At 60.2% G+C, this 26719-nt stretch carries 21 protein-coding genes; 6 read left to right on the forward strand and 15 right to left on the reverse strand.

The features are described from left to right. Window positions 1-38 precede the first annotated feature (38 nt). Window positions 39-938 carry a lipid A hydroxylase LpxO gene (gene lpxO, locus N2A98_RS12195; protein WP_044273650.1) on the forward strand — a complete coding sequence of 300 codons (900 nt, stop codon included), beginning with the start codon at window positions 39-41 and terminating at the stop codon, window positions 936-938. Window positions 939-956: 18 nt separating this feature from the next. On the opposite strand, the gene ligD is transcribed toward lpxO, so the two are convergent. Both ligD and N2A98_RS12205 read right to left on the reverse strand, forming a co-directional pair. Next, window positions 957-3473 carry a DNA ligase D gene (gene ligD / locus N2A98_RS12200; RefSeq protein WP_275623509.1) on the reverse strand — a complete coding sequence of 839 codons (2517 nt, stop codon included), beginning with the start codon at window positions 3471-3473 and terminating at the stop codon, window positions 957-959. Between the two features lie 24 nt (window positions 3474-3497). Continuing rightward, on the reverse strand, window positions 3498-4337 hold the full coding sequence (locus tag N2A98_RS12205; RefSeq protein WP_047710785.1) for a Ku protein: 840 nt from the start codon (window positions 4335-4337) through the stop codon (window positions 3498-3500). Window positions 4338-4522: 185 nt separating this feature from the next. Here N2A98_RS12205 and N2A98_RS12210 point away from each other — a divergent pair, with 185 nt between their 5' ends. Continuing rightward, window positions 4523-4834: a hypothetical protein gene (locus tag N2A98_RS12210; RefSeq protein ID WP_044273653.1), complete on the forward strand. Its 312-nt coding sequence runs from the start codon at window positions 4523-4525 to the stop codon at window positions 4832-4834. Window positions 4835-4846: 12 nt separating this feature from the next. Further along, entirely contained in the window at window positions 4847-6004 is a 1158-nt protein-coding gene (locus N2A98_RS12215) for a PQQ-dependent sugar dehydrogenase (RefSeq protein ID WP_275623510.1), read from the forward strand. A gap of 519 nt (window positions 6005-6523) precedes the next feature. On the opposite strand, the gene N2A98_RS12220 is transcribed toward N2A98_RS12215, so the two are convergent. Together N2A98_RS12220 and N2A98_RS12225 are read right to left on the reverse strand one after the other, a co-directional pair. Beyond that, complete coding sequence (locus tag N2A98_RS12220; RefSeq protein WP_275623511.1) at window positions 6524-7003, reverse strand: nuclear transport factor 2 family protein; 480 nt, start codon at window positions 7001-7003, stop codon at window positions 6524-6526. Window positions 7004-7057: 54 nt separating this feature from the next. Then, window positions 7058-7621: a TetR/AcrR family transcriptional regulator gene (locus N2A98_RS12225; RefSeq protein WP_078803034.1), complete on the reverse strand. Its 564-nt coding sequence runs from the start codon at window positions 7619-7621 to the stop codon at window positions 7058-7060. A gap of 126 nt (window positions 7622-7747) precedes the next feature. Here N2A98_RS12225 and pssA point away from each other — a divergent pair, with 126 nt between their 5' ends. Continuing rightward, window positions 7748-9091, forward strand: coding sequence for a CDP-diacylglycerol--serine O-phosphatidyltransferase (pssA, locus tag N2A98_RS12230; RefSeq protein ID WP_275623512.1), 1344 nt, complete (start codon window positions 7748-7750; stop codon window positions 9089-9091). Between the two features lie 72 nt (window positions 9092-9163). Here pssA and efeO (N2A98_RS12235) read toward each other — a convergent pair whose 3' ends face one another. The 4 genes from efeO (N2A98_RS12235) to efeU are packed head-to-tail and all read right to left on the reverse strand — an operon-like array spanning window position 9164 to window position 13382. Then, entirely contained in the window at window positions 9164-9979 is an 816-nt protein-coding gene (gene efeO, locus N2A98_RS12235) for an iron uptake system protein EfeO (protein WP_275623513.1), read from the reverse strand. 25 nt (window positions 9980-10004) lie between these two features. Then, on the reverse strand, window positions 10005-11309 hold the full coding sequence (efeB, locus tag N2A98_RS12240; RefSeq protein ID WP_153475379.1) for an iron uptake transporter deferrochelatase/peroxidase subunit: 1305 nt from the start codon (window positions 11307-11309) through the stop codon (window positions 10005-10007). Between the two features lie 14 nt (window positions 11310-11323). Beyond that, window positions 11324-12526, reverse strand: a complete 1203-nt coding sequence (efeO, locus tag N2A98_RS12245) for an iron uptake system protein EfeO (RefSeq protein ID WP_275623514.1) — start codon at window positions 12524-12526, stop codon at window positions 11324-11326. A 10-nt stretch (window positions 12527-12536) separates the two neighbouring features. Continuing rightward, the gene (efeU, locus tag N2A98_RS12250) at window positions 12537-13382 is read right to left on the reverse strand and encodes an iron uptake transporter permease EfeU (RefSeq protein ID WP_014718373.1); all 846 of its coding nucleotides are present in this window, start codon (window positions 13380-13382) and stop codon (window positions 12537-12539) included. A gap of 168 nt (window positions 13383-13550) precedes the next feature. Between efeU and N2A98_RS12255 the strand changes: the two genes are divergently transcribed. Further along, window positions 13551-14573, forward strand: coding sequence for an AraC family transcriptional regulator (locus N2A98_RS12255; RefSeq protein WP_275623515.1), 1023 nt, complete (start codon window positions 13551-13553; stop codon window positions 14571-14573). A 711-nt stretch (window positions 14574-15284) separates the two neighbouring features. Here the strand turns inward: N2A98_RS12255 and N2A98_RS12260 are convergent. The 5 genes from N2A98_RS12260 to N2A98_RS12280 all read right to left on the reverse strand — a co-directional run bounded on the left by N2A98_RS12260 (window position 15285) and on the right by N2A98_RS12280 (window position 22981). Next, complete coding sequence (locus N2A98_RS12260; RefSeq protein WP_078466848.1) at window positions 15285-15809, reverse strand: hypothetical protein; 525 nt, start codon at window positions 15807-15809, stop codon at window positions 15285-15287. 209 nt (window positions 15810-16018) lie between these two features. Continuing rightward, window positions 16019-17434, reverse strand: coding sequence for a TolC family protein (locus tag N2A98_RS12265; RefSeq protein WP_153475376.1), 1416 nt, complete (start codon window positions 17432-17434; stop codon window positions 16019-16021). Next, on the reverse strand, window positions 17431-20610 hold the full coding sequence (locus N2A98_RS12270) for an efflux RND transporter permease subunit (protein WP_044273664.1): 3180 nt from the start codon (window positions 20608-20610) through the stop codon (window positions 17431-17433). Before N2A98_RS12270 ends, N2A98_RS12265 begins: the two co-directional genes overlap by 4 nt. A 15-nt stretch (window positions 20611-20625) precedes the next feature. Further along, window positions 20626-21867: a multidrug efflux RND transporter periplasmic adaptor subunit MexE gene (gene mexE / locus N2A98_RS12275; protein WP_034135660.1), complete on the reverse strand. Its 1242-nt coding sequence runs from the start codon at window positions 21865-21867 to the stop codon at window positions 20626-20628. A gap of 217 nt (window positions 21868-22084) precedes the next feature. After that, window positions 22085-22981: a LysR substrate-binding domain-containing protein gene (locus N2A98_RS12280; RefSeq protein WP_275623516.1), complete on the reverse strand. Its 897-nt coding sequence runs from the start codon at window positions 22979-22981 to the stop codon at window positions 22085-22087. Between the two features lie 103 nt (window positions 22982-23084). On the opposite strand from N2A98_RS12280, the gene N2A98_RS12285 reads away from it, so the two are divergent. Continuing rightward, window positions 23085-24362 carry a DUF2254 domain-containing protein gene (locus N2A98_RS12285; protein ID WP_078466846.1) on the forward strand — a complete coding sequence of 426 codons (1278 nt, stop codon included), beginning with the start codon at window positions 23085-23087 and terminating at the stop codon, window positions 24360-24362. A 99-nt stretch (window positions 24363-24461) separates the two neighbouring features. On the opposite strand, the gene N2A98_RS12290 is transcribed toward N2A98_RS12285, so the two are convergent. After that, complete coding sequence (locus N2A98_RS12290; RefSeq protein WP_275623517.1) at window positions 24462-25043, reverse strand: TetR/AcrR family transcriptional regulator; 582 nt, start codon at window positions 25041-25043, stop codon at window positions 24462-24464. After that, the gene (locus tag N2A98_RS12295; protein WP_047710796.1) at window positions 25040-26680 is read right to left on the reverse strand and encodes an AMP-binding protein; all 1641 of its coding nucleotides are present in this window, start codon (window positions 26678-26680) and stop codon (window positions 25040-25042) included. The genes N2A98_RS12290 and N2A98_RS12295 overlap by 4 nt, the downstream gene beginning before the upstream one ends. Window positions 26681-26719: the final 39 nt, after the last annotated feature.

Genomic DNA, 26719 nt, shown 5'->3' on the forward strand with positions numbered 1-26719 from the left:
GGAGCAGCCTGTTCTCTCCCTGACGTGTGACGAATCCCTTGAAACTCATCATTGTTGCTCTCTACGTTGCTTCCATTGCGTATGTACACCTGCGCGGTCGGGTGCGACACAAGCTGGGTCGCCAGCTTAGCGATCACTCGACGTTCCTGGCGCCGATCAACTGTTTCCTGTACCTGTTCTCCAAGCAGCCCAGCCGTCCCTTTCTCTCGCCCAGCGACTTTCCAGACCTGAGCCCGTTGCAGGAGCACTGGGAAGAGATCCGCGAAGAAGGCCAGAACCTGATGCGGGCGGGGGAGATCAAGCGCTCGGAGCAATACAACGACGTAGGCTTCAACTCGTTTTTCAAGACCGGCTGGAAGCGTTTCTACCTCAAGTGGTACGGCGACAGTCACCCCTCGGCGATGAAGCTGTGCCCACGCACCACCGAGCTGGTGCAGAGCATCGGCTCGATCAAGGCGGCGATGTTCGCCGAGCTGCCTCCGGGCTCCAAGCTGGTGCGTCACCGTGACCCGTATGCAGGCTCCTACCGCTATCACCTGGGGCTGGATACGCCTAATGATCCAGGCTGCTATATCAACGTGGATGGTGAAAACTATTACTGGCGCGACGGTGAGCCGGTAATGTTTGACGAGACTTACATTCACTACGCGGAAAACACCACGCAACAGAACCGCATCATTCTGTTCTGCGACATCGAACGGCCGATGAAGTACCGCTGGGCGGCAGCGTTCAACCGTTGGTTCAGCCGCAATGTGATGGCCGCCGCGGGTTCGCCCAATGACGAGGGCGACAAGACCGGCGGCCTCAACCGTGCCTTCACTCGCCTGTACAAGATTCGCCTGCGTGGCAAAGAGCTTAAAAAGCGCAATCGCACGCGCTACTACCTGGAAAAGTGGGCGATCTTTGCCGGTCTGGCGCTGATCTTCATTCTTATCTGACCTGGCTCAGGGCGCGGATCACCCGGGTGGCTCCGCGCCCAGTTTGTCCCACATCTTTTTGCTGATCTTCTGCCGATTGGCATACCCCGCCCACGGGTCGTCCTTCAACGTTTGTAGCCGCTGATGCAGGTTCGCCACTGTCCACTGTTGGGCGCCGCGCAATCCTTTCAACTCCTCTCGACTCACCGGCACCGACACTGGCAAGCCTGGGCGTGCCCGCACTGAATACGCCGCCACGGTACTGGCGCCACGGGCGTTGCGCAGGTAATCGATAAAGATCTTGCCCACGCGGTTCTTGGGGCCGCTGGTGGCGGTAAAGCGTTCCGGCAGTTGCCGGGTCATGAATTGGGCAATGGCTTTGGCGAACGCCTTAACGGTGTCCCAGCCATCGCGCCGGGCCAACGGCACGATCAAATGCAGGCCCTTGCCGCCGCTGGTTTTAACGAAGGCTTGCAAGCCCAGCTCATCGAGTACCGACAGGGTCAGTTGGGCGGCTTCCAGCATGGCTTTCCAGGGCAGGGCCGGGTCCGGGTCGAGATCGAGGACGAACAGGTCAGGCGTTTCGATCTTGTCTGCGGTGGCCCCCCAGGTGTGAAACTCGACCGTGCCCATTTGCACGGCGCCGACCAGGGCATCCACGCTGTCTATTTCCATCAGGCGCGCATGACCTGGATCCAGCGCCGGGTCCAATTGCTTGATGTGCGGGATTGCCATGCGCTCTGAGTGCTTCTGGAAGAACTGCTCACCTTCAATACCTTCCGGCGCCCGCAACAATGACACGGCACGTCCACGCAGGAAGGGCAGTATCCATTCACTGATATCGGTGTAGAACTGCGCCAGTTGCTGTTTTTGCGTGCCGCTGTGCGTGTCGATAATGCGATCGGGGTGAGTGATTTTCACGTTCTTCACCGTTGCCTGGGCTTTACCGGCTTTCGATGCCCCGGATGCCTTGACCGACTTGGCCGCACGCGGCTGTTCGTGAATGATCTGCGAGGCTGGCTTGTCGGTACGCAGGCCCACAAACGCGGCCTGGCGCACCACGCCTTCACGGGTCCATTCGGCAAATTGCACCTCACCGACCAGGCTCGGCTCAACCCAGTGCACGCCACGGGCCTGGGCACTGGTCAGCGGCTTTTGCAGTGGCGAGTCCTTGCGCTCAAGCGGTGTGAGCTGGGCGTAGATACTTTTCAGCGCCGCCTGATCAAAGCCCGTGCCTACGCGCCCGGCATATACCAGGCCTGCCTCATCGTTGACCGCCAGCAGCAGCGCACCAAAGCCGCTGCGCGAACCTTGGGGGCGGGTGTAGCCAACGATCACGAATTCCTGGCGCAGGCGGCATTTGAGCTTGATCCAGTTGTCACTGCGCCGCGACACGTAAGGGCTGCCAGCACGCTTGCCGATCACCCCCTCCAGGGCCAGGTCACAGGCGCTTTCGAAAATATCGCGCTGGCTGGCGGCAAAGGCTTCGGAGAAGCGCAGCAGTTTGCTTCGGCTGCCAGACAGTGCGGATTTAAGCGCAGCGCGACGCTCTTCGACCGGGTCTTCGCGTTGGTCGCGACCGTTCAAGAACGGGGCATCGAACAGGTAATAGACGATGTCCAGGCTGCGGCCGATATCGAACGCGTTTTGCAGCGCCTGGAAATCCGGCAGCCCGTCGCCATTGAGGCTGACCACTTCGCCATCCAGCCAACTGTCCTTGAGCTTGAGGGCTTGCAAGGCTTTGCACTGACGCGGCAGGCGCTCGGTCCAGTCGTGGCCGTTGCGGGTGAACAGGCGCACTTCACCGTCGCGAATGCGCGCCATGATGCGGTAGCCATCGAACTTGATCTCGTAGTGCCAATCACCTTCGGGCGCCCGGTCCACCAGGGTTGCCAATTGAGGGGCGAACTCATCCGGCAGGGCAGCGGTACGCTTGGGCGCTTTGGCTTTTGGCGCGGCCTTGGGTTTGGCCTTGGCTTTGGCTTTTGGCTTACCTACCACCGCATCGCTGAGCACGCTGGCCGGCTCGGCCTCGACAATATCGAATTCAGCCGCCGGGCGCGCTTGCTGATCGTTTTCCTTGATCAACAGCCATTGCTCCTTGTCGCCGCTGCCTTTGAGCCGGGTTCGTACCAGAGCCCAGTCACCGGAGAGCTTCTCACCGATCAGGGTGAATTTGAGTTTGCCCGCCGCATAGGCCTTGCGCGGGTCATCGTGGGGTTGCCAGATGCCTCGGTCCCACACGATTACATCCCCCGCACCGTATTGGCCGGCGGGAATGCTGCCCTCGAAACTGCCGTAGCTCAGTGGGTGGTCTTCCACATGCACCGCCAGGCGTTTCTGGCTCGGGTCCAGGCTTGGGCCCTTGGGCACCGCCCAGCTCAACAGCACGCCATCAAGTTCCAGGCGAAAGTCGTAATGCAGGTTGCGCGCATCGTGCTTTTGAATCACAAAGCTTAGGGCCGAGGCTTTACGTTTGCTCGGTGAGCTGCCGGCGGGTTCGGCGGTGATCTTGAAATCACGCTTGCGGTTGTACTCGCTCAGGGGCTTTGCCATGTTGTTCTCCCGTCAATGGCAGGCTCAAGAGGCCTTGTTATTAGACTTTTTAGCGGGGCTCTTTTTCGCCGCAGGTTTACCCGCCAGGCTGCGTTTGAGCAGTTCGGTCAGGTCGATGACATCGGCGGATTTGCGCTCTTCGCCGCCTTCGGCGGTTTCCACGTCTTCGATCTTGCCGGCCTTGGCCTTCTTCGCCACCAGCGCTCTGATCTTGTCTTGGAAGCTGTCACGGTATTCATCGGGCTGCCAATCGGCGCTCATGTCTTCCACCAGGCGCTTGGCCATGTCCAATTCACCTTTGGCCAGGGTCGGTTTTGTCACATCGCTGCCCAGTTCCAGTTCATCCAGGCTGCGCACTTCGGCCGGCCAGCGCAGCATGACCAGCACCAGGGCCGACTCCAGCGGCATCAACGCAGCCAGGTGTTGCTTGGTATGCAGCACCACGTTGGCCAGGGCGACCTTGCCGGTTTTTTTCAGCGCTTCGCGCAGCAGTGCATAGACTTTGCCGCCGCGTTTATCCGGGGCGAGGAAGTAGGGCGTGTCGATGTTTTGCAGGGGGATCTGGTCGCTGGCGACGAAGGCGATGATTTCGATGGTCTGGGTGGACTTGGGATGGGCCGAGCGAATCTCGTCTTCGCTGAGCACCACGTAGCGTCCTTTTTCAAACGCCACGCCCTTGACGATGTTTTCCTTGGTGACTTCCTTGCCGGTGGTTTTGTTGATGCGCTTGTAGCCCACCGGGTCCATGCTGCGTTTGTCCAGCCAGTCAAAGTCGACGCCTTGTGAAGAGGTCGCCGAGACCAGCGATACCGGGATGTGAACCAAGCCAAAACTGATGGCGCCTTTCCAGATTGCCCGTGGCATAGGTGTGATTCCTCAACGAAGAGCCTGTGTGCTGGTGACTCGCAGGGCAGGGCAAAAGTTTCGGCGGATAGATGCTCGGACAGATCGTATTACACCTGATGAGAAACTATTTAGTGTCACAACCCGAACCCACGGCGTAGCGTGTTATCGAAAGCACGTAGTACCTGGCAGAGAGAGGTTTGGCCATGAACCGTTGTGTACGTCATCTTGCAGCATTGGCGCTGGGCCTGGCACTTGCGCCGTTGGCCCAGGCGCAAAACCTGCCGGGCCGCAGCAGCGACCACGGCCCTATTCACCGGGCCAACCCCAATAGCATGCAGGGCACCCAGCCCAATGCACCGGCGGTTCGCAGTATCCAGCCTGTCCCGGCCAACCCGCGGCCGACGCTGGAAAACGGCGGCATCGGCAACCGCTACCCCAAGCAGGAGGCGGCCCCCAGCCGTCCGGCCACCGCACCCAAAGCGCCCACCTATGATGCCAACGGCAATCGCCGCTAAGGATTTCGCCTTATGTTTGTACGTAAAACCCTGCTAGCCGCCTTGTGCGCCACCGCGTTGCTGCCGTTGAGCGCGGTGTATGCCGCCGATAGCCAACAGTTCCCCAGCGAGCAAGGCAGCGTCACGGCCACGCCGGTTGCCAAGGGCCTGGACCATCCGTGGGCGCTGGCATTTTTGCCCGACCAGCAAGGTTTCCTGGTGACTGAACTGCCTGGAAACCTGCGCTTTGTCAGCCCCGACGGCAAGCTCTCTGCACCCTTGAAGGGCGTGCCACAGGTTTGGGCCAAAGGGCAGGGCGGGTTGCTGGATGTGGTGCTGTCGCCAGACTTCAAGCAGGACCGCCTGGTGTACCTGTCGTACGCCGAAGGCGGTGGCGAGGGCGGCAAGGCCGGCACGGCCGTAGGGCGTGGGCGCCTGGCGGCCGACTTGAGCGGCTTGGAGGACTTCAAGGTGATTCTGCGCCAGGAGCCCAAGCTGTCTACCGGCAACCACTTCGGTTCGCGCCTGGCCTTTGACCGTGACGGCTACCTGTTCGTGACCCTGGGTGAGAACAACGACCGCCCCACGGCTCAGGACTTGGACAAGCTGCAAGGTAAAGTGGTGCGCATCTACCCGGATGGGCGCGTGCCAGATGACAACCCCTTTGTCGGTCAGCCCGGCGTGCGTCCTGAGATCTGGTCCTATGGGCAGCGTAACCCGCAAGGGCTGGCCTTGAACCCATGGAGCGGCACGATCTGGGAAAATGAACACGGGCCCCGTGGCGGTGATGAAGTCAATATCATCGAACGCGGCAAGAACTACGGCTGGCCGTTGGCAACCCATGGCATCAACTATTCCCTGCTGCCGATTCCCGAAGCCAAGGGCAAAACGGCAGAGGGCACAGTGGCGCCCCATCATGTGTGGGAGAAGTCGCCGGGCATCAGTGGCATGGCGTTCTATGACGCCGACCGGTTCAAGGCCTGGCAGCACAACCTGTTTATCGGTGCGCTGGTCAGCCAGGAGCTGATTCGCTTGCAGTTCGAGGGTGACAAGGTGGTTCACGAGGAACGCTTGCTGGGCGAATTGAAAGCGCGGATTCGCGATGTGCGACAGGGGCCGGATGGCTTTCTGTATGTGCTGACGGATGAGGATGATGGTGTGTTGTATCGGGTGGGGCTGAATCAGGACTAAACGTGTGGGAGGGCGCTGTTAGCAGACGTTGATCCAATTGATGCCCCGCGATCCAAATGTGTGAGCTGGCTTGCGAAGGCATAGGTATCTACACAACTTTGTGGGTTGTAACAGCAGACGGTAACCACGATGCGAAGCGAGTCGCCCTTGATCTTGATCTGCTCTTGATCTCAGGCGCCCCGTCAAACCACGCTGGCCGAACGCAGGCTTGAATTCGTGGGTAACCCGGCAGGACGCCGGGTTAGCCGCCCCGCGCCATGGATGGCGCGTGGCGGCGGCCCACGGATTCAAGCCTGCGTTCGGGCACACCGAGCCTAGGCGAGGTGCCGAGTGGTGGGGCAAGAGCCTTTTGCTTACTTTTGGGCTCTTTTCAAAAGTGAGCCGCTGTCAGAGCGGAACCCTAAGTGGCCGTTACCTAAATAACGGATATGTACCCGGTCCAGCTGTGTTGACTGTTAGTCCGTCTTCGCAGGCAAGCCAGCTCCCACATTGGATCTCACGCTGCCTACAGAGTCGGGGTTATAGCCCCAGTTCTGAAAGGCCCGGATGCTCATCCGGGCGCCGCCCCAGCGGCCAATGGAATTTGCGCTCGCTCTCCTTGATCGGCATATCGTTGATGCAGGCAAAACGATTGGCCATCAAGCCGTTCTCGTCGAATTCCCAGTTTTCGTTGCCGTACGAGCGGTACCAGTTACCCGAATCATCGTGCCATTCATAGGCGTAGCGCACGGCGATGCGGTTATCGGTGAAGGCCCACAGTTCTTTGATCAGTCGATAATCCAGTTCCTTGGCCCATTTACGGCTCAGGAACTGCTTGGCTTCTTCGCGGTTATGGGCAAATTCGGCGCGGTTACGCCAGTTCGTGTTCAGGGTGTATGCCAGGGATACACGTTGCGGGTCGCGGGAGTTCCAGCCGTCTTCGGCCAGGCGGACTTTTTCGATGGCCGATTCGCGGGTAAACGGCGGCAGGGGCGGACGGACTTGTTCTTGGGCTGACATGGGCGACTCCTCAAAGCAATAAAGGTTGGGTCGAAAGGTGCCTGGGCTGTGGGTTCAAAGTTGCAGTAAAGTCCGCGCCATGCATTGCGCATTATCGGCAGCTGTTGAATCACCCATGACCAGGGCAACGGTAATGGCGCCATCGATCAGGATCAGCAGTTGCGCGGCCTGCTGCTCCGGGTCGGGGGTGCCATGTGCTTGGCACAGTTCAAGTGCGTACTCGAACAGTTTGCGTTTATGGGCCTTGGCTAACAGGCGCACCGGGTCTTGGGCGTCGCCGGTTTCGCCACTGGTATTGATAAAGGCGCAGCCGCGAAAGTCCGCCGAGCCAAACCAGCCTTTGAGCGCGCTGAACAGCCCCAGCAGGCGTTCGCCGCTGTCGGCGTTGCGCTCCACTTCGCGGCGCAGCCACTGCATCCAGCGCTCGTCACGGCGTTGCAGGGCGGCCACCACTAACTCATCCTTGTTGGCGAAGTAGCGGTAGATACTTTTCCTCGACACGCCGGCGGTTTTCACCAGTAAGTCCATGCCGGTGGCAGCGATGCCGTGGCGATAGATCAACTTCTCGGTGACGTCGAGGATAATGTCGCGGGTTTCATTCTGGGTTATATCGTTCATATCGAGCACAGTAGAACGATCGTTCTTCATGGTCAACAGTCTTTTTTTCGATTGCCCGTTGCGAGACCTGAGCAGCCTCATGGTGTAAGCTTTGGGCCTCTTCGGATTCGACCCATTGCGAGCCCTATGCCGTCGTTCTTCAAACGCTCCCTGTTGCCCAAGCTGCGCGGTTTTGCGCTGTCCACCGAGGCCCTTGAGGTGCTGCCCAGCGCCGACGCCTATCGTCGCTGCCTGCTGGAGAAAATCGCCCAGGCCACGCGGCGTATCTACATCGTTGCCTTGTACTTGCAGCAGGACGAGGCGGGGCAGGAGATCTACGACGCCCTACACGCCGCCAAGGCCGCACGGCCTGAACTGGACATCGTGGTGATGGTGGATTGGCTGCGCGCCCAGCGCGGGTTGATCGGCGCGGGCAAGCAACCGGGCAACAGCGCCTGGTACCAGGCGATGACCCAGCGCCACGCCACCGAAGTGCCGGTGTACGGCGTGCCGGTGCAAACCCGCGAGCTGTTCGGCGTGTTGCACCTCAAGGGTTTCGTGATCGATGACAGCGTGCTGTACAGCGGCGCCAGCCTGAACAACGTGTACCTGCACAAGTTCGACAAATACCGCTTCGATCGTTACCACCTGATCCATAGCCAACCCTTGGCCGATTCGATGCAGCATCTGGTGGAGCACGGCCTGGTGGCGTCCAAGGCCGTGCATCGCCTGGACCTGCCGAACCCGCCCACCACCCGCAGCCTGCGCAACGACATCGGCGACCTGCGCAGCCGTCTCAAGCATGCGACCTACGACACCACAGCCGGGCAGTTGCCCAATGGCCATCTGTCGGTCAGCCCCTTGCTGGGCGTTGGCAAGAACAACCCGTTGAGCCGAGTGATCCTCGAACTGATCGCCAGCGCCCAGCAGCAACTGACTATTTGCACGCCGTATTTCAACCTGCCATTGCCGGTGACCCGTGAGATCAACCGCGCCCTGGCACGCGGCGTGAAGATCGACATCGTGGTGGGCGACAAGACCGCCAACGACTTCTACATTCCGCCCACCGAGCCTTTCAAGGTGATTGCGGCGTTGCCGTACTTGTACGAGATCAGCCTGCGGCGCTTTGCCAAGCGGCATCAGCCGATGATCAACAGCGGCCAGTTGAACCTGCACTTATGGCGCGACGGCGATAACACCTACCACCTCAAGGGCATGTGGGTGGATGAGCGCTACACCTTGCTCACCGGCAACAACCTCAACCCTCGGGCATTTCGCCTCGACCTGGAAAACGGCTTGCTGATCGACGACCCTCAAGGCCAATGGCTGGAGCCGCGAAGCGCCGAGCTTGCGAATATTTTCCAGCACACCACGCGTATCCAGGGTTACCAGCAATTGCAGACGCTGGTGGATTACCCGCCCGCCGTCGGCAAATTCCTGCGGCGTGTCAGCCGGGTGCGGATCGAGCGCTTGCTGTACCGCATTCTCTAACTGAGCAACGTGCCGGCAAAAAAACACCCAGGCCCTTCGACAGGGACTGGGTGTTTTTTTTGTGGGCGGCAGTTAGTTCAAACCCAGCTTGCCGCGCAGGGTTGAGAGGTCTTCGGCCAGGGTGTTGACCGGGCCGACCAACGCCTTGCGGTCGTTGTCCTTGACCTTGTCATAGGTCTCAAAGCCGCCATCCTTGGTTTTGTACTTGGCCAGGATCTTGTCGACGCTGGCAAAGTTTTTGTCGACCTTGGCCAGGAAGGCCTGGTCTTGCTGCCCGATCTGGCCACGGAACAGGTCGACGATTTTCTTCGCGCCGTCGATGTTGCCCTGGAAGTCGTACAGGTCGGTATGGCTGTAGCGGTCTTCTTCACCGGAGATCTTGGTGGCCGCGACTTCTTCGAGCAACGCAGCGGCACCACCAACGACTTTCTCCGGCGGGAAAGTCAGGCCATCGACGCGGGTCTTGAGGTCATTCACATCGGCGTTGAGCTTGGCGGTCAGCGCTTGCAGGCCCTGGGTCGAGTTCTGCGAGAACAGCGCATATTCAATGCGGTGAAAGCCGGTGAAGTCTTCGGCCGTCACGCCTTTTTCATGGTCGTCGACACGCGAGTCGATGGACGCGTCGAGGTCGCTGAACAGCTCGGCGATCGGCTCGATGGACTCATAGTGCACGCGAGTCGGCGCATAGAGCTTCTTGGCCGTGGCCAGCTCGCCCTTATTGATGGCGTCGGTGAACGCCTGGGTCTGGGTGACCAGTTCGCCGATTTCTTCGGTGACGTAGATCTTGTAATCCGACACCGGGCCCACCAGGTCCAACGGCGCAGTAGCGGCGAAGCTTGCCAGTGGCGAAAGGCTGAGTAACAACAACGCGATAGACGACTTCTTCATGGGAGACATTCCGCTCTGGTGTGTTTTAGGTCTTGGCAGGCGTTTGAGAGTGCGTTGCCGCGAGCAGCGTGCGCCCGATGAAATCCTTAGGGCCGGTGACCCCGGGCAACGTGAAGAAATACCCGCCACCCACGGGCTTGAGGTACTCCTCCAGCGGCTCGCCGTTGAGCCGGGTTTGCACGCTGATAAAGCCTTTCTCCAGGTCAGCCTGGTAGCAGATGAACAACAAGCCCATGTCCAGTTGACCGTTTTTGTTGACGCCGTTGGAGTAGTTGAACGGCCGTCGCAGGATCAGGTTGGCCTGGGTCTGCGGGGTGCGAGGGTTGGCCAGGCGGATGTGGGCATCGAGCTTGGTCAACTTGCCTTCAGGGTCCTTGCTGTAGTCCGGGACCTGGGTTTCATGCTGGCCGTCCATGGGCGCACCCGTGGGTTTGACACGGCCGATGATGCTTTCCTGTTCTTGCAGCGGGGTGCGATCCCAGCGCTCGACAAAGTTACGGATGATGCGCACGGCCTGGTAACTGCCATGGGCGGCCCAGGCCGGTTCGTCGCTGGTAGGCTGTACCCAGACGATCTGGTCCATGGCCTTGTCATCATTGGAATTGGGGTTGGCCGAGCCATCGCGAAAGCCCAGGAAGTTGCGCGCACTCTGCGCCGGCTCACCGGGTTTGGTCGGTGCCTGGGGCGGCACGCTGCCTTCCTGCTTCCAGCGCACCAGCAGCAGGTCGGGCAGGTTTTTGACGATGTCGCGCAGGGCGTGGATATTGGTGTCCGGCGTGTTGGAGCTGAACTGCAGGCTCAGGTCGCCGTGGCACTGCGCCGGTTCCAGCGCGTCGTTGGGGAAACCGACCATGCGGCTCAGGCGCTTGGGTTTGGCCGCCACGAGGCCGAAGCGTTCGTCGAACAATGACTCGCCGACCGACACGGTGATGGTCAGGTTATCGGGTGTGACCACCGGGCCAAGGATGCCGGAATCGGTAGGCGGTAATTTCGGGTCGACCTGGGGCACGGTGCCGCCGGTCATCAGGAACGCGATGCGCTCGTTGAGGGTGCGGAACAGGCGTTCCAGGTCCTCGCGGTCGCTGGCCAGCACATCGAACGCCACGACCATGCCGCAGGCCGGGCGCGGGGTGACGATGCCGCTTTGGTGCTTGCCGAAAAACGCCTGGTGGTCCTGGGTTTTGTCACTGCGTGGTGCGGTGGTGACTTGCTCGGCGGCTGCCGCCATGGCCGGGCAGCTCAGGCTGCTGCCGGCAATCGCAGCGCCGGTGGCCGCCATGCCCAACAGGACGCGGCGACGTTGGAGGTCAAACTGTTGTGTATCACTCATGTATGCGGTCGTCTTCACTGCAGGCCGGAAAGGCCAAGGGCGGGGTCGATTCCATCGAGTGCAACGGCCAGTGCCTTGGCCTTGTCGGCGATCTGCTTGCGCTGATCGGCTGTAACCTTGTCGTAGGTTGGGTAGCGGTCATTCACCTTGAGCCCGTTGAGTTCGGTGTCGAAGGCGTTGAGCGCGCTGTCGATAGTGGGGAGCAGGTCGGCGGCGGACTTGCCCAGCAACGGGCGCATCAGGTCGACCACTTTGTGCGCGACCTGCAGGTTGGCGGCAAAGCCGTTCAAGTCGATGTGGCTGTAGCGTTCTTCTTCACCGCTCGCCGCCCGCACGTCCGCCAGGCTATTGAGGTTGCGCACCACAATGCTCACCAGTTGCTCCGGTGGCAGGGACTGGGCCAGTAACTGTTGCTTGAGCGTCGCGACGTCGGTGACCAGGCGTTGGGCAACCGGCGCCAGGCCGTCAAGGCTGTGTTGCTGGAACAGGCCGTATTCAACGCGGTGGAAGCCGCTGAAGGCGGGGTCTTGCTCGCGCTTTTCAAAGTAATCGGCACGGGCATTGATCGCGTTATCCAATTCGGCCAGGCGCTGGGACGCCGGCGCCAAGCGCTGATACGCCTCGCGCGCCGGTACATACAGCGCCTGGGCCTGGGCCAGGTCACCGGCGGCGATGGCCTGTTGCAGGGCCGTCACGGCCTTGACCAGCGCACCGCCTTGGCCGCTCAGGTACACGCGAAACTCCGACAACGGGCCGATAAAGGCCACCATCGACGGCTTGGCCTTGGCCTGGGCGTCAGACTCTGCGGTGGGCGTGACATGCAAGGTGCCGCGCGGGTTGCTCAGCAGGCCACAGGTAATGGCGTAGTCGCCGGGCAGCAGGTTGGCGTTGATCACCTGGCTCAGGCCTGGGGCAATGTTTTCCCGCTCTTCGACCACCAGCACGCCGTCGAGGATTTCCCACTCCACCGCACGGTCGGAACGGTTGATGATGCGAAAGCTGGCATGCCCGGCCGGTACCGTCAGGGCGTTGGGTTCGCAGGCGTGGCCGTGGATGGTCACCGCGATTTCATTGTGGTTGGCCTGGCGCTTGCCGGCGGCCAATTGCGAGGCGTAGTAGAACAGGCCACCGGCGGCGATCATCACCACCACCGAGCCGGCCACGCCCCAGCGCAGGGCGCGTGACGGCGGAGCCGATTGAGGGGTTGGGTTGGACAAGAGACGGTCCTTACTGGCTGGAAACGGAAGAAGTGTTGGCAACAGGCTGGGTCGGGGCCGAGGGCAGGAAGAACATCACCAGGGCCACCACCAGGTAAATCAGATAGGCGCCCAGGGTGCTGACGGTCGGTGCTTCCTGGTAACCGAACATGCCGGCCAGTACCGAGCCGAGTGGGCTGTCCATGGGCAATGCGGCGCTGAAATCGAACAGCACGGTTTGCCAGTGATTCCACACGCCGGCTTCATGCAGGGCTTGCACCGAGTTGGCGAGAATGCCGGCGGCGACCACCAGGATGAACAGGCCGGTCCAGCGGAAAAATGCACCGAGGTTCAGGCGCATGCTGCCGGAATAAATCAGCAAGCCGACGACAATGGCCAGGACCAGGCCGAGCAGGGCGCCTATCGGAGCGCCTGGGCCTTCACTCTGCTGAAACACGGCCAACAGGAAGAACACCGTCTCCAGCCCTTCGCGGGCCACGGCGAAAAACACCATGGCAATCAGCGCGAACACCTGATGCCTGGAGCCGGCCAGCGCATGGTCGAGGGATTCATGCAGCGAGTGCTTAATCGAGCGCGCCACCTTGCGCATCCAGAACACCATGGAACTGAGGATGCCCACGGCGACCAGCCCGACGACACCTTCAAACAATTCCTGCTGCTTTTGCGGGAATTCTGCACTCACCAACTCCAGGCCGCCGCCCACCAGCAGCGCCAGCGCCGCCGCAAGGAACACGCCGATCCACACTGCGGGCATCCACTGGCCACGCCCGGTCTGTTGCAGGTAACTGGCGATAATGCCAACGATCAATGCCGCTTCAATGCCTTCGCGCAGCATGATTAAAAAAGGAACGAGCATCGGGCACCCGGGCGCAACTAGTTAGGGAGCTAAGTTGTAACATAATGATACTCATTGCTAAACAAGAAATATTGACCTTTGCTGAACGTGGGCTGAACAGTGGTGGCGAAGCGCAACCGCCCTTATGATGCAGGCCAACCAGACCGCAGCCGGACAGCTCAACGCCCCATGTCGGAAAAAGACACCATCTCCATCCACCTCGTGCGCGAAGCGTTGTTGCAGAGTTGCGCGCCGGGAGCCGCCACCGTTGAGGCATTGAGCAAAGTCGGGATTGCCCCGGCGTTGCTTGAGCAGCCCGACGCTCGCGTGGCGGCCACGGCCTATGCACGCCTGTGGCGTTTGCTGGCGCGGCGCAGGGACGATGAGTTCTTTGGCATGGACCCGCGCAAGCTCAAGTCCGGCAGCCTGGCGTTCCTGTGTCGCGCCGCCATGGCGCAACCCAGCCTGGCGGCGGGCCTGGAAACCGGCTTGGGGTTTCTCTCACTGATGCTGGAGCACCTGCCAGCCCAGTTGGTGCGCCAACAGAGCCTGGCGGAAATTGTCCTGCTCGAGTCTGATGAGCCCAAGCGTGCGTTTACCTACTTTACCTACTGGATGATCGTCCACGGCGTCGCCTGCTGGCTGGCGGGGCGGCGCATTCCGATTCTCGCCATTGAGCTGCGTTGCGCGCAGCCGGACTTCTGTGACGATTATCAGGTGATGTTCTCTGACAACCTGCGCTTTGATCGACCCCGCACCCGCATGATCTTTTCCGCCGATTGCCTGGACCTGCCGATCAAGCGCAGCCCGCAGGAGCTCCAACGGTTCCTGGCCCATGCACCGGCTAACATTCTGGTCAAATATCGCGACCCCGAAAGCCTCGCCACGCGCATCAAGCACGACCTTCGGCAGATGCCCCCCGACACCTGGCCGGAAACCGAGGGGCTTGCCGCCAGGTTGTGTATTTCTGCGTCCACCCTACGCCGCCGCTTGGCGGAAGAGGGGCAGACCTATCAGGGGCTCAAGGACAGCGTGCGCAAGGAACTGGCGATTGTGTGGCTGGCTGAACCGCAGATCAGCTTTGCCGAAATTGCCACGCGGTTGGGGTTTGCCGATGCGAGTTCGTTTTATAAGGCGTTTCGTAAGTGGTCTGGATCGAATCCCGGGCATTATCGGAGTTTGATTTTGAATGAAATAACGCCTGAGAAGTAAGCCGAGTGCGGGACTAGGAAGCAACTGACAGCGCCCTTGACTTAAGTATGACAGAACGATCCTTATTGTTTTTAGGAAGTGGCTGGCATATTCGGAGCAAAAAATCGAGTACGGTTTTACATACGATCCTACCCGGCGACTGGCACCAAATCATGAATGGTTTCAGTTTGGATGGATCGCACTCTTAACGGTGAGGGATCGCATTTGATGAGTGAGGAGGGGTGATAGTGACCTTCATGCGTTAAGTTCTCGAGACAGACTTTATGGTGAGCTTATGAGAAGTTTAATTGCATTACCCTTTGCTGCGTTAATGTTGCTGTCTGCTCAAGCGTCTGCACTGTGCTTGAGTGTTTCCGAAAGCTTTGGCGGAATAGTCGAGCCGGATAGTGAAATAACCGCCCATGGCCCATTCACGATAACCGGTAGCAACGGTTGTTCTGGCGCGAACATTGATGCCATGGTTTCAACCGGTGGGTCGGGTCGGGCTCCTCAAATTTCTATTGAGCGCGAAGTTGGCTCCGCTTGGACAAAGGTAGCGGCTAATCCTTTGTCACCTCGCGTTTCTTGGCTGGGGTCTTTCGGTACATATCGAGTCAGGGTGCATAATCCTGAGGCTGTATCAAAAACCTATTCAGGAACCGTCAGATACGGGCGTTAAGTGACAGGAAAAGCAGTGTGCCGCGACACCTGTAGCACACTGCTTTTTCCCAGTCAGGCATGCTCTTCCACCGATAAATCGTCTTTTGAAGAGTGGGCGAAATATAATAGAGCGTTAATCGCTCGATTAGCATCTACCATGCCTTGTATATATTCAGGAATGCCCTGTGAGCGCCTTACGTCTGGGTTGCTGTCCACAAAGGCCAGATAATCCTGCAGTTTTTCGTCGAACAGCGCTATAGCATTGAATTTCACATGTGTGTTCGTTTGCCTACCGTTGGCATCCGACGCTCCGTCGCCAGCGATGAAAATAAGAAATGCTTGTTCATCGATAATGTTGCTTTCGAATAGTCGTCTTCCTACCTTCTTAAGTTCATCCGTGCTGATGGACGTCATATCATAGTTTTTTAGAAACGTTTTTAAATCCGTGAGCTGCGCTCGCTTCGATATTCGCAACTCTTCAGCCGCCTGAGCTTCCTCGGTAACAGTAAACGTATTCGTCGTTCTCTCTGGATTTTTAATTACAAAAGCATCCGTCTGCTTTGAAAGCACACTAGGCATTACCACTCTCATGTCCATGCTCGTCTCCTTAATGGATGAACGGTTCACCCTGCTATCGACGTGCTGCACGGGATATTTAGCTCATCTAAATATTTGGGAAGTTTCTTTCAGATTCGGATTACAAATATAGAAAATTGACCGCAACGGCTGCAAAAAAAGCCCCGCGACCGAATGGACCGCAGGGCTAAAAATTGGCTGGATGCGACCAACCAAAGGAGCTCTTTACCTCACTTGTTGCTGGCGACCACCGTATCCGGCTGCCAGCCTCCACCCAACGCCTTGTAGATCGCCACAATGCCGCGATACAGATCCACTTCGGCTTGGGCCTGGGAATCTTCGGCGGCCAGGCGTTCGCGTTGGGCGTCGAGCAGGACCAGGAAGTCCACGGTGCCTTCGCGGTAGCGGATCGCCGCGAGGTCGGCGGCGGCGCGGCTGGATTCGCTTTGGCGGATCAGCGAGACCAAACGTTGCTGGCGCTTGCCGTAGTCGCTGAAGGCGTTCTCGGACTCTTCCAGCGCCAGCAGCACTTGCTGTTCATACGTTGCCAAGGCGCCATCGGCTTCGGCATTCGCACCGCGCAAACGCGCGCGCACGCTGCCCAGGTCAAATGCGGCCCAGGTGATGCTCGGGCCAAGGGACCAGGCATTCGCGGCGGCCGAGCCGATCTGCGAACCGCGCCCGGCGGTGAAACCGAGGAAACCGCTGAGGCTCACCCGTGGGAACAGGTCGGCCTTGGCCACGCCGATACGTGCGGTGGCGGCGGCCAGTTTGCGTTCGGCGCTTAGGATGTCCGGGCGCCGTTGCAGCAGTTGCCCCGGGTCGCCAATTGGCAATGCCTTGGCAATCGCTGGCAGGTCTTTGGGGCTCAGGTCCACGCTCAGCTTGTCGGGGCGCTGGCCGAGGAGGGTGGCGATGCGGTTGCGCTCACGCACTTGTTCGGCCTGCAGTTGCGGCACGCTGGCTTCAACCGCTGCCAGGCGGGCGTCGGCGCGTTCGACGTCGAGCTGATCACCCACGCCGGCATCGCGCAGGCTGACGGTGATGGTGCGCGATTCCTGCTGGTTCTTCAGGTTGTCCAGGGCGATGCGCTCACGCAGTTGCGCACCGCGCAGTTGGCCGTAGGCATCTACCAGTTCGGCGATCATGGTGACTTGTAGTTGGTACAGGTCGGCTTCGGCCACTTGTTGGTCGGCGTCACTGGCCTCCAGGTTGCGGCGGATGCGCCCGAACAAATCCACTTCCCAGGCCATGTCCAGGCCCAGGTCGTAGCGCTCGCTGTTGACGCGTTTGGTGGTCTGACCGGGAATCTGGCCCTTGCCCACATCGCTGCTGGCGCGAGAGGTGACCACCGGCATGATGTCGTTGGCCGCATCATCACGGATGGCCCGTGCCGCCCGCAGACGGGCGAAGGCCACGCGCAAATCACGGTTGCCGCTCAGGGACTGGGACACCAACTGGTTGAGGGTCGGGTCGTCGAACTGCTGCCACCAGATGCCTTCGTACTTGGCGTGGTCGTAGCTCTTGGTGTCGGCGGCGGCCGTGATGTTGGCCGCCTCCAGTGGCTGGGTCTTGTAGTCCGGGCCTACGGCACAGGCGGCGAGCGCCAGCACCAGCAGGCTCGGCAGGAATATTTTCACACTCATTGCTGTGTCTCCAGCTTCAAGGCCTTGGCCGCTTTGCGCGCTTCACTGCGCTCGACATAGCGACGGATCAGTACGTAGAACACTGGCGTCAGCAACAGACCGAAGAAGGTCACACCGATCATCCCGGAGAACACCGCCACGCCCATGGCATGGCGCATCTCGGCGCCGGCACCGCTGGAAAGCACCAGTGGCACCACACCCATGATGAATGCGAACGAAGTCATCAGGATCGGCCGCAGACGCAGGCGGCAGGCTTCCAGTACCGCGGCGAGCGGGTCGAGGCCTTCCTGCTGTTTATCCTTGGCGAATTCGACGATCAGGATCGCGTTCTTGCACGCCAGGCCCACCAGTACGATCAGGCCGATCTGGGTGAAGATATTGTTGTCGCCGCCCGAGATGATCACCCCGGTAATGGCCGACAGCAGCGTCATCGGTACGATCAGGATCACCGCCAGTGGCAGGCTCCAGCTTTCGTATTGGGCGGCGAGCACCAGGAACGCCAGCAGTACGCAAAGCGGGAACACAAACAGCGCGGTATTGCCCGAGAGGATTTGCTGATAGGTCAGGTCGGTCCACTCGTAGGTCATGCCGTTGGGCAGTTCATCTTTAAGCAGTTTTTCAATCGCGGCCTGGGCTTGGCCAGAGCTGTAGCCCGGCGCTGCGTTGCCGTTGATTTCTGCGGTGATGAAGCCGTTGTAGTGCATCACGCGGTCCGGGCCCGAGGTGTCGCTGACCTTGATAAAGGTCGCCAGGGGGATCATCTCGCCTCTGTTATTGCGCACTTTCAGTTGGCCGATCTGGTCGGCGTCCTGGCGGAACTGTTGCTCAGCCTGCACGTTGACCTGATAGGTGCGCCCGAAGCGGTTGAAGTCGTTGGCATACAACGAGCCCAGGTAGACCTGCAGGGTGTCGAAGATGTCACTGATCGCCACGCCGTGGGTCTTGGCCTTTTCGCGGTCGATGGCCGCGTCCACTTGCGGCACGTTCACCGTGTAGCTGGTAAACAGGCCGAACAGCTCAGGCACGCCGTGGCTCTTGGCGATGACGTTCTGCACTTCTTTGTACAGCTCGTCATAGCCGAGGTTGCCACGGTCTTCGATCTGCAGGCGGAAGCCACCGATGGTGCCCAGGCCTTGTACCGGCGGCGGCGGAAAGATCGCCATGTAGGCTTCTTCGATATTGGCGTATTGGCCGTTCAGTGCACCGGCAATCGCACCGGCCGACATGCTCGGGTCTTTACGCTCATCGAAGGGCTTCAAGGTCACGAACACGATGCCGCTGTTCGGGCTGTTGGTGAACCCGTTGATTGACAGGCCCGGGAAGGCGATCGCAGCTTCCACGCCGGGTTGTTTCAGGGCGATCTCCGACATGCGCTTCATCACGTTTTCGGTGCGGTCCAGGCTTGCGGCGTCGGGCAATTGGGCGAAGGCCACCAGGTATTGCTTGTCCTGGGCCGGTACGAAACCGGTCGGCGTGTGGGCAAACCCGAAGAACGTCAGCACCATCAAACCTGCGTAGACGAACAACGCAATACCGCTGCCGCGAATCACTCGGCGCACGGTGCCTACGTAGCCATGGCTGGCTTTTTCGAAAAAGCGGTTGAAGGGACGGAACAGCCAGCCACCGAAGACCTTGTCGAGGAACTTGGAAAAACGGTCCTTCGGTGCGTCGTGACCGCGCAGCAACACAGCGGCCAGGGCAGGGGACAGGGTCAGGGAGTTGAATGCCGAGATCACGGTTGAGATCGCGATGGTCAAGGCGAACTGCTTGTAGAACTGCCCGGTCAAGCCACTGATAAAGGCGGCCGGAATGAACACCGCACACAGCACCAGCGCCGTAGCGATGATGGGGCCGGTCACTTCACTCATCGCCTTTTCGGTCGCCGGGAAGGGCTCAAGGCCCAGCTCGATATTGCGCTCGACGTTCTCCACCACCACGATGGCGTCGTCCACCACGATACCGATGGCCAGTACCAGGCCAAACAATGACAGCGCGTTGAGTGAGAACCCGAACAGGTGCATCACCGCAAACGTACCGATCAACGATACCGGCACCGCCACCAAGGGGATGATCGAGGCGCGCCAGGTCTGCAGGAACAGGATCACCACCAGCACCACGAGGATCAGTGCTTCAAACAGCGTATGCACCACCGCTTCGATGGAACCGCGTACGAAGATGGTTGGGTCATAGGCGATGCGGTAATCCATGCCCGCCGGAAAGCTCTTCTTCAGCTCGGCCATCTTGCTGCGCACATCGTTGGAGATGTCGATGGCATTAGAGCCTGGGCGCTGGAAAATCGGAATCGCGACAGCGGGCTGGTTATCGATCAGCGAGCGCAGCGCGTATTGGCTGGAGCCCAGTTCGACCCTGGCGATGTCTTTGAGGCGCGTGATTTCACCGTTGGCGCCTGCGCGAATCACGATGTTCTCGAACTCTTCTTCAGTGACCAGGCGGCCCTGGGTATTGACCGACAACTGGAAGCTGGTGTCACTCGGCGCAGGCTGGGCGCCCAGGGCACCGGCTGCCACCTGGCGGTTCTGCTCGCGGATTGCCGTGACCACATCGGTCGCCGTCAGGTTGCGCGAAGCGGTTTTGTTCGGATCGAGCCACACGCGCAAGGAGTAATCGCCCATGCCGAACAACTGCACGTCACCGACGCCGCCCAGGCGTGCCAGTTCATCCTTGATATTGAGGATCGCGTAGTTAGACAGGTACAGCATGTCGTAACGCTGATCCGGGGAGGTCAAGTGCACCACCATGGTCAGGTCTGGGGAGGCCTTGTCCACGGTAATACCGATGCGCGTCACTTCCTCTGGCAGCTTGGGCTGGGTGCGCGTCACACGGTTTTGCACCTGCACCTGCGCGTTGTCCAGGTCGGTGCCCAGGGCGAAGGTGATGGTCAGGGTCAGCTTGCCGTCGGCAGTGGACTGCGAAGACATATACAGCATGTTCTCGACGCCAGTGATGGCTTGCTCCAACGGCGCCGCCACGGTTTCACCGATGACTTTGGGGTTGGCGCCCGGGAAGTTGGCGCGCACCACCACGGTCGGCGGCACCACTTCCGGGTATTCGCTGATCGGCAGTTGGAACAGCGAAATGGCACCGGCGATCAGGATCAACAGCGACAGCACCGCTGCGAAGATCGGCCGTGAAATGAAGAACTTGGAAAAATTCATCTTGAGTCGTATCCCTTAACCGCGTGGAGTCGCGACGCTTGCGAGCTTGGGCGCGGGTTTTTCCGGCGCCACTTGCTCCAGGTTGCTGGCTTCAAGCGCTTGTCGTTGTTGGGCCAAGGCGGCGAGGGTTTCCTTGCTGGCCATCGGGATGGTTTCCGGCGCCACCGGTGAGCCAGGGCGCACGCGTTGCAGGCCCTTGACGATCACGGTGTCGTCCTTGGTCAGGCCGCTGCGCACGATGCGCAAACCTTCGATTTTCGGCCCCAGTTCCACCGCGCGATAAGCCGGCTTGTCGCCGTCCATCACCAGCACGAACTTCTTGCCCAGGTCGGTGCCGACCGCTTCGTCATTGATCAACACAGCCGAATAGGTGCCGCTGCCGACCAGCTTCAAGCGTGCATACAGGCCAGGGGTGTATTCGCCCTTGCTGTTATCGAACACCGCACGGCCACGGATGGTGCCAGTGGCCGGGTTGACCTGGTTGTCGACGAAGTTCATCTGGCCCAGGTGGGGGTTGCCGGTTTCGTTGGACAGGCCCAGGTACACAGGGGTCGTTGCGCCACGCCGGCCTTCACGGGCCAGTTCGGTGTACTTGAGGAACACGCGCTCATCGGCGTCGAAGTAGGCGTAGACCTTGTCGGTGGACACCACGCTGGTGAGCGCCGTGGTATCGGCGGTCACCAGGTTGCCGGCGGTGATTTCGGCACGGCTGACGCGGCCACTGATGGGCGAGGTCACGCGGGTGAAGCTCAGGTTCAGCTTGGCCAGGTCCAACTGCGCCTGGATCCCGGCCATGGCGGCGCGGGCTTCTTGGGCGGCGGTGGTGCGCGAGTCAGCCAGTTCGGCGGAGATCGCATTGCTCTGGCGCAGGCGCTCGCCACGTTGCGCTTCGTTTTCACTGCGGGTGGCGGCGGCTTTCGTCTGTGCAAGCTGGGCTTCGAGGCGGCGCACTTCGGCCTGGAACGGGCGAGGGTCGATCTGGAACAGCAGGTCGCCTTTCTTCACCAGCGCGCCTTCGGTGAACGCCACCTGGTCAATCTGGCCGGACACTCGCGGACGAATCTGCACGGTTTCCGGCGCTTCAAGGCGCCCGGTGAACTCGTCCCATTCGTTGACCGGTTGTTCCAACACCTTGGCCACACTGACCTTGGCAGGAGGCATGGCGGCCGCTTGTTCCGGGGACTTGCCGCACGCGCTCATCACCACCACGGCCAAGATCGCCAAGGGGAAGCGCAAATGTTTGAGTGACTGTTCCATGAGGTGCATCCGCCAATGTATTTGAGATGGGCGGATCATGCGCGGGGAGGTGCTAGGTCACGAATCGAATGAAGCAAAGGTAACTATCATTCGGAATGATATAAGCGCGGAGTCAGCCCTCTAGCATGGGGGGTTTGTTAGGGAGCTATCAATGTGATTGATGACAAAAGACTGTTGCTGAGGGTGCAAAGAACTTTCCCAGCAACGCGAGGGCGCATCACGGCGCCTCAAACGCCTCGCCCAGAAAGTCGATCAAGGACCGCACTGACGGCATGAGCCCACGCCTGGAGGGGAACACGGCGGTGATCACGCCTTCAGCGGGTTGCCATTCAGGCAATACGGCAATCAGGCGGCCATCGGCCAGTTCGTCTTTCACCACGACCTGCGGCAGGTTGGCGATGCCCACGCCGGCCAGTGCCGCGTTTTTCAGGGTCGACATGTCATCACTGACCAGGCGTGGCGTGTGCGCGACCTGGGCCGTCGCGCCGTCCGACCCGGTCAGGTCCCACAGGTACTGAAGCAACGGGTTGCCCCAGTGGATAGTCGCCAGCCCGCCAAGGTCAGCCGGTAACAAGGGCAGGGGAGTGTCCTGCAAAAAAGCCGCGCTCGCCACCAGCACCTGAGGACTTTTAGCCAGTACCTTCATGACCAGCTCACTGCTTTCCAGCGGTGGGAAACACAGGTTCAAGGCCATGTCATAGCCTTCGCTGATGATGTCGACCTTGCGGTTGAAGCTTTTCACGTTCAGTTCGACGCTGGCGCATTGCGCCATGAATTGGGCGAGCATCGGCGCCACCCAGTAGTTGAGCAGCGCAGTGGTGCAACTCAAGCGGACCACGCCGCGCGGCTCTGATTTGTTGAAGGCAATCACATCTTCGGCTGACTCGGCCTCGCTAATCATCGCCACGCAATGGCGATAATAGGCCTGGCCGATATCGGTGACCTGGAACTGGCGCGTCGAACGTTGTATCAGCCGCGCCCCCAGCCTGGCTTCAAGCTGGCTGACTCTGCGGCTCAAGGTCGATTTGGGCAGGTTCAGCGCACGGCCCGCCGCCGCAAAGCCGCCGTGCTCGACCACCTTGGCGTAGAGGAAGAGTTCGTTGAGGTCGAACATGGGCAGTGTTCCATTTTTGAGATGGCCAGGATTAATTCAACTTAGCCAGTATCGACAGCCATGTACACTCCGTTCAAATCGACGCAGTCACCGAGGGCACCACATGATCGACCGTTTGCGCTGGGCAACCCATCGTCTCACTAAGCGATTGTGGTTCAGAGCCTCCTTGTTCTCGCTTCTAGGGGTCGCTACGGCACTGCTTGCCGTTGTGTTCAAAGACTTCGTTCCCGAGTCCCTGCCCACGCGCATCGGTGCAGATGCGGTGGACAAGATTCTGGGCATCATTGCGTCCAGCATGCTGGCCGTCACGACCTTTTCGTTGAGCACGATGGTCACCGCGTACGGTGCCGCAAGTAGTGGTGTGACCCCGCGAGCCACCACTTTGGTGATGGAAGACACTACGACGCAAAACGCCCTCGCTACGTTCATTGGCTCATTTCTTTTCAGCCTGGTAGGCATCATTGCCCTGAGCACCGGCGCCTACGGCGCGCAGGGTCGCGTGCTGCTGTTCGCGGTGACCATCGCCGTGGTTGTACTGGTGGTCTACACCCTGCTGCGGTGGATCGACCATTTGTCCAAGCTCGGCAGGGTAGGTGAAACCATCGACCGCGTCGAAAAAGCGGCCATGGCGGCCATCAGACAACGCGCCCAATGGCCCTGCCTCGGCGCTGCAGCCTACCCGACCGATCACGCTCTGGCCCCCGGCGCAATGACCATCGAAAGTGAGCAGACGGGCTATGTGCAGCATATCGACGTGTTGACCTTGGGCGCTATCGCGCAGCACGACTGCACGCATATTTACCTGGAGGTGGTGCCGGGAACCTTCGTACACGAAGGCATGCCACTGTTGCACGTGGTCAGCCTGGGCACCAGGCAAGACGATGGCACACAGGCCACCAGGGAAAAGATCCTGTCTACGCTGACCATCGGTAACCGTCGCACATTCGAACACGATCCCCGTTTCGGGCTCTGCGTCCTCTCTGAAATCGCTTCGCGCGCGTTGTCACCTGCCGTCAACGATCCAGGTACCGCTATTGATGTGATTGGCCGGGGAGTGAGAACGTTGACATGCTGGGGTAAGCCCGGCGGGTCTGGCCGACAGACAGATCAGCAGTGTGAGCAGGTATTTGTTCGAGGGCTGAACGTCGATGATCTGTTTGAGGATTTCTTCGCCCCGATCAGCAGAGACGGTGCAGGTGTGTTCGAAGTGGATGCTCGCCTGTTGAAAGCCCTTATCAGCCTTGCCGAAATAAACCCTGTTCTGTTCAAAACGGCGTGCCTTAGGCAGGCGGACCAACTCATCACACGCGCGCATGCAACACTGACACTGCAGCATGAGAAGGAGCGACTAAGCGCCTTGGCCAAGGCGATAGGCGTGTAGGAGGCTATTGGGCCTGCAAGCGCCGTTTAGAGGCTATACGGATCCCCAAAATACCTGGCTTTGCATTGCTGTTGCCATTTCAGAGCTGGGCTGCGGCACTCAAGGTAGGGAATTAATGGCCTTTATGACCGCATCGGCGATGGTCTTTGTAATAAGCCGACGCTGACAGTGATTAATCGTCGGGCTCAGCCATGTGGGCAGGCTGTTCAGCACGGGCAGAATCGCCGTGAGCGCGCCCTCACGCAACGGCCCGCCGGGCTGATGGCCCTGCTGGCCGACCACCTTCATGAGTTGCGACTCATAGGCTAGCCTCAATCGCTCAACGCTCGCCTGCATCGGGGCGCCCAGGCAGTTGGCGTCCATGACCGCCAACTTGAAGTGCCCGGTCATCTGTTCATGCAATTGAAGATGGCCTTCGATGAGTTTTGCCAGGCGTTGCGCAGGCGTCAATCTACGGGTGTTGATCCAATCGACGTGCGACAACAGCGCCTGATACAGCTCTATCAGCCACTCATACAACATGGCTTCCTTGCTCTCCACATGGTGATAAATCGCACCCGGGCTGATGCCAACATGCGCGGCCAATTCGCGCATGCTGACCTGGCTGAAACTACGCTCCTTGAACAGCTCCAGGGCTCTGCGCTGGAACTCCGAGCGGCTGAGCGCGGGAGCCGTCCTCATGTGTCGAGTGCCTGCTGCTTGGCAATTTCCTGGTTGCGCAGGATGAACCGCTGCAACTTGCCACTGGGGGTCTTGGGCAGTTGCTCTACGAACTCGATTTCCCGTGGGTATGCATGCGCAGCCAGGCGCTGTCGGACATGCAGGCGCAAGACTTCCGCCAACTCGACACTGGGCAGGTACTCACGGTTGAGCACGACAAACGCTTTGATCAGCTCGGTACGTTGCGGGTCGGGCTTGCCGATCACCGCGGTTTCGACCACCGCCGGATGTTCGATAAGCGCGCTCTCTACATCGAAAGGCCCCACGCGGTAGCCGGACGTGGTGATCACATCGTCGTTACGGCCGACAAAGCTGATACTGCCGTCCTCATTGAGCTCCACGATATCGCCGCTCAAGTAGTAACGGCCCACAAACGCCTTGGTGGGCATGTGAAGGTAGCCGTTGAACCAGCACAGGGGCGAGCGCTCACGATCCACCGCCAGGACGCCCGGCTGGCCTGTCGGTAATTCCCGTTGCGCATCGTCCAGCACGACAATCCGGCACCCCGGCACCGCATAACCGGCAGAACCCTCACGTACCTGATGGCGTAACCCATGGTGATTGCACAGCACCATGCCGATTTCGGTTTGGCCGTAATGGTCGTGAATGACCACGCCGAGCTGTTCGGCGAACCAACGGATGACTTGCGGGTTGAGCGGTTCGCCGGCGCTGCTGACGATACGCAGTTGGCCACGCACGGCGTCGGCGAACTCGGCCCCGGCATCAATCAGCAGGCGAAAGGCCGTAGGTGAGCCGGCCAGGTTGCTGATCCCGTACTTGGCGATAATCCGGCTGGTGCTTTGCACGGTGAAAGGGCCGTCATGGAACAGCGTGGCCCGGCCGCATGCCAGTGGCCCGGTCACTGCGTAATACAAGCCATAGGCCCAGCCGGGGTCGGCGAGGTTCCAGAAACGGTCGTCTTCGCGCAGGTCGATTGAATCGCGCATATAACTTTTGAAGGCAAGGATGGCGCTCAAAGGCACCTCCAGCGGCTTGGCCGGCCCTGTGGTGCCCGAGGTGCACATCAGCAGGAACGGCGCACGGGCGTCCAGCAGCTCAGGTGTGCAGTCGGGTTGTTGATGCTCCAGCACATCCCAAAACGCGTAGTCGCTGGGGCGCTGTGGGTTGGCGTCGGCCACGATGACGTGGGGGCAGTCGAGAAGCTCGTCCAGCTTGGGACGGTTGTAGGCGTCGGTCACGATCCAGCGCGCCTTGGAACAGTCCAGTCGCTGTTCAATGGCCTTGGGACCGAATGCGGTAAAGAGCGGTTGGTAGACCGCCCCGATGCGCCAGGTTCCCAGGATGGCGATCACCAGTTCAACCGTGCGTGGCATCAGGCCGGCGACCCGATCCCCCGGCTGCACGCCATGGGCTCGCAGGAAGTTGCCGAAGCGCGCCGCGTGCGCCTGCAGTTCGCTGAAGGTGTACTGCGTGGCGCGGCCATCGCGCGTTTCGCAATACAACGCCACGGCATTGCCATGGGCGTGCCGGTCGCAGCATTCAATGCAGGCATTCAAGGCGCCGAGTTCGCCGTGCAAGTCCTGGGCAGCCAGGTGTAGATAATCGAAGGAAGAGACTGCTGAGTCGTAATCGCGCATAACGTACCTGATTATTATTGTTGGAATTTGTGCTGTGCC

The sequence above is a fragment of the Pseudomonas sp. FJ2-5-13 genome (genome assembly GCF_029201605.1).
GTDB lineage: Bacteria > Pseudomonadota > Gammaproteobacteria > Pseudomonadales > Pseudomonadaceae > Aquipseudomonas > Aquipseudomonas lactis.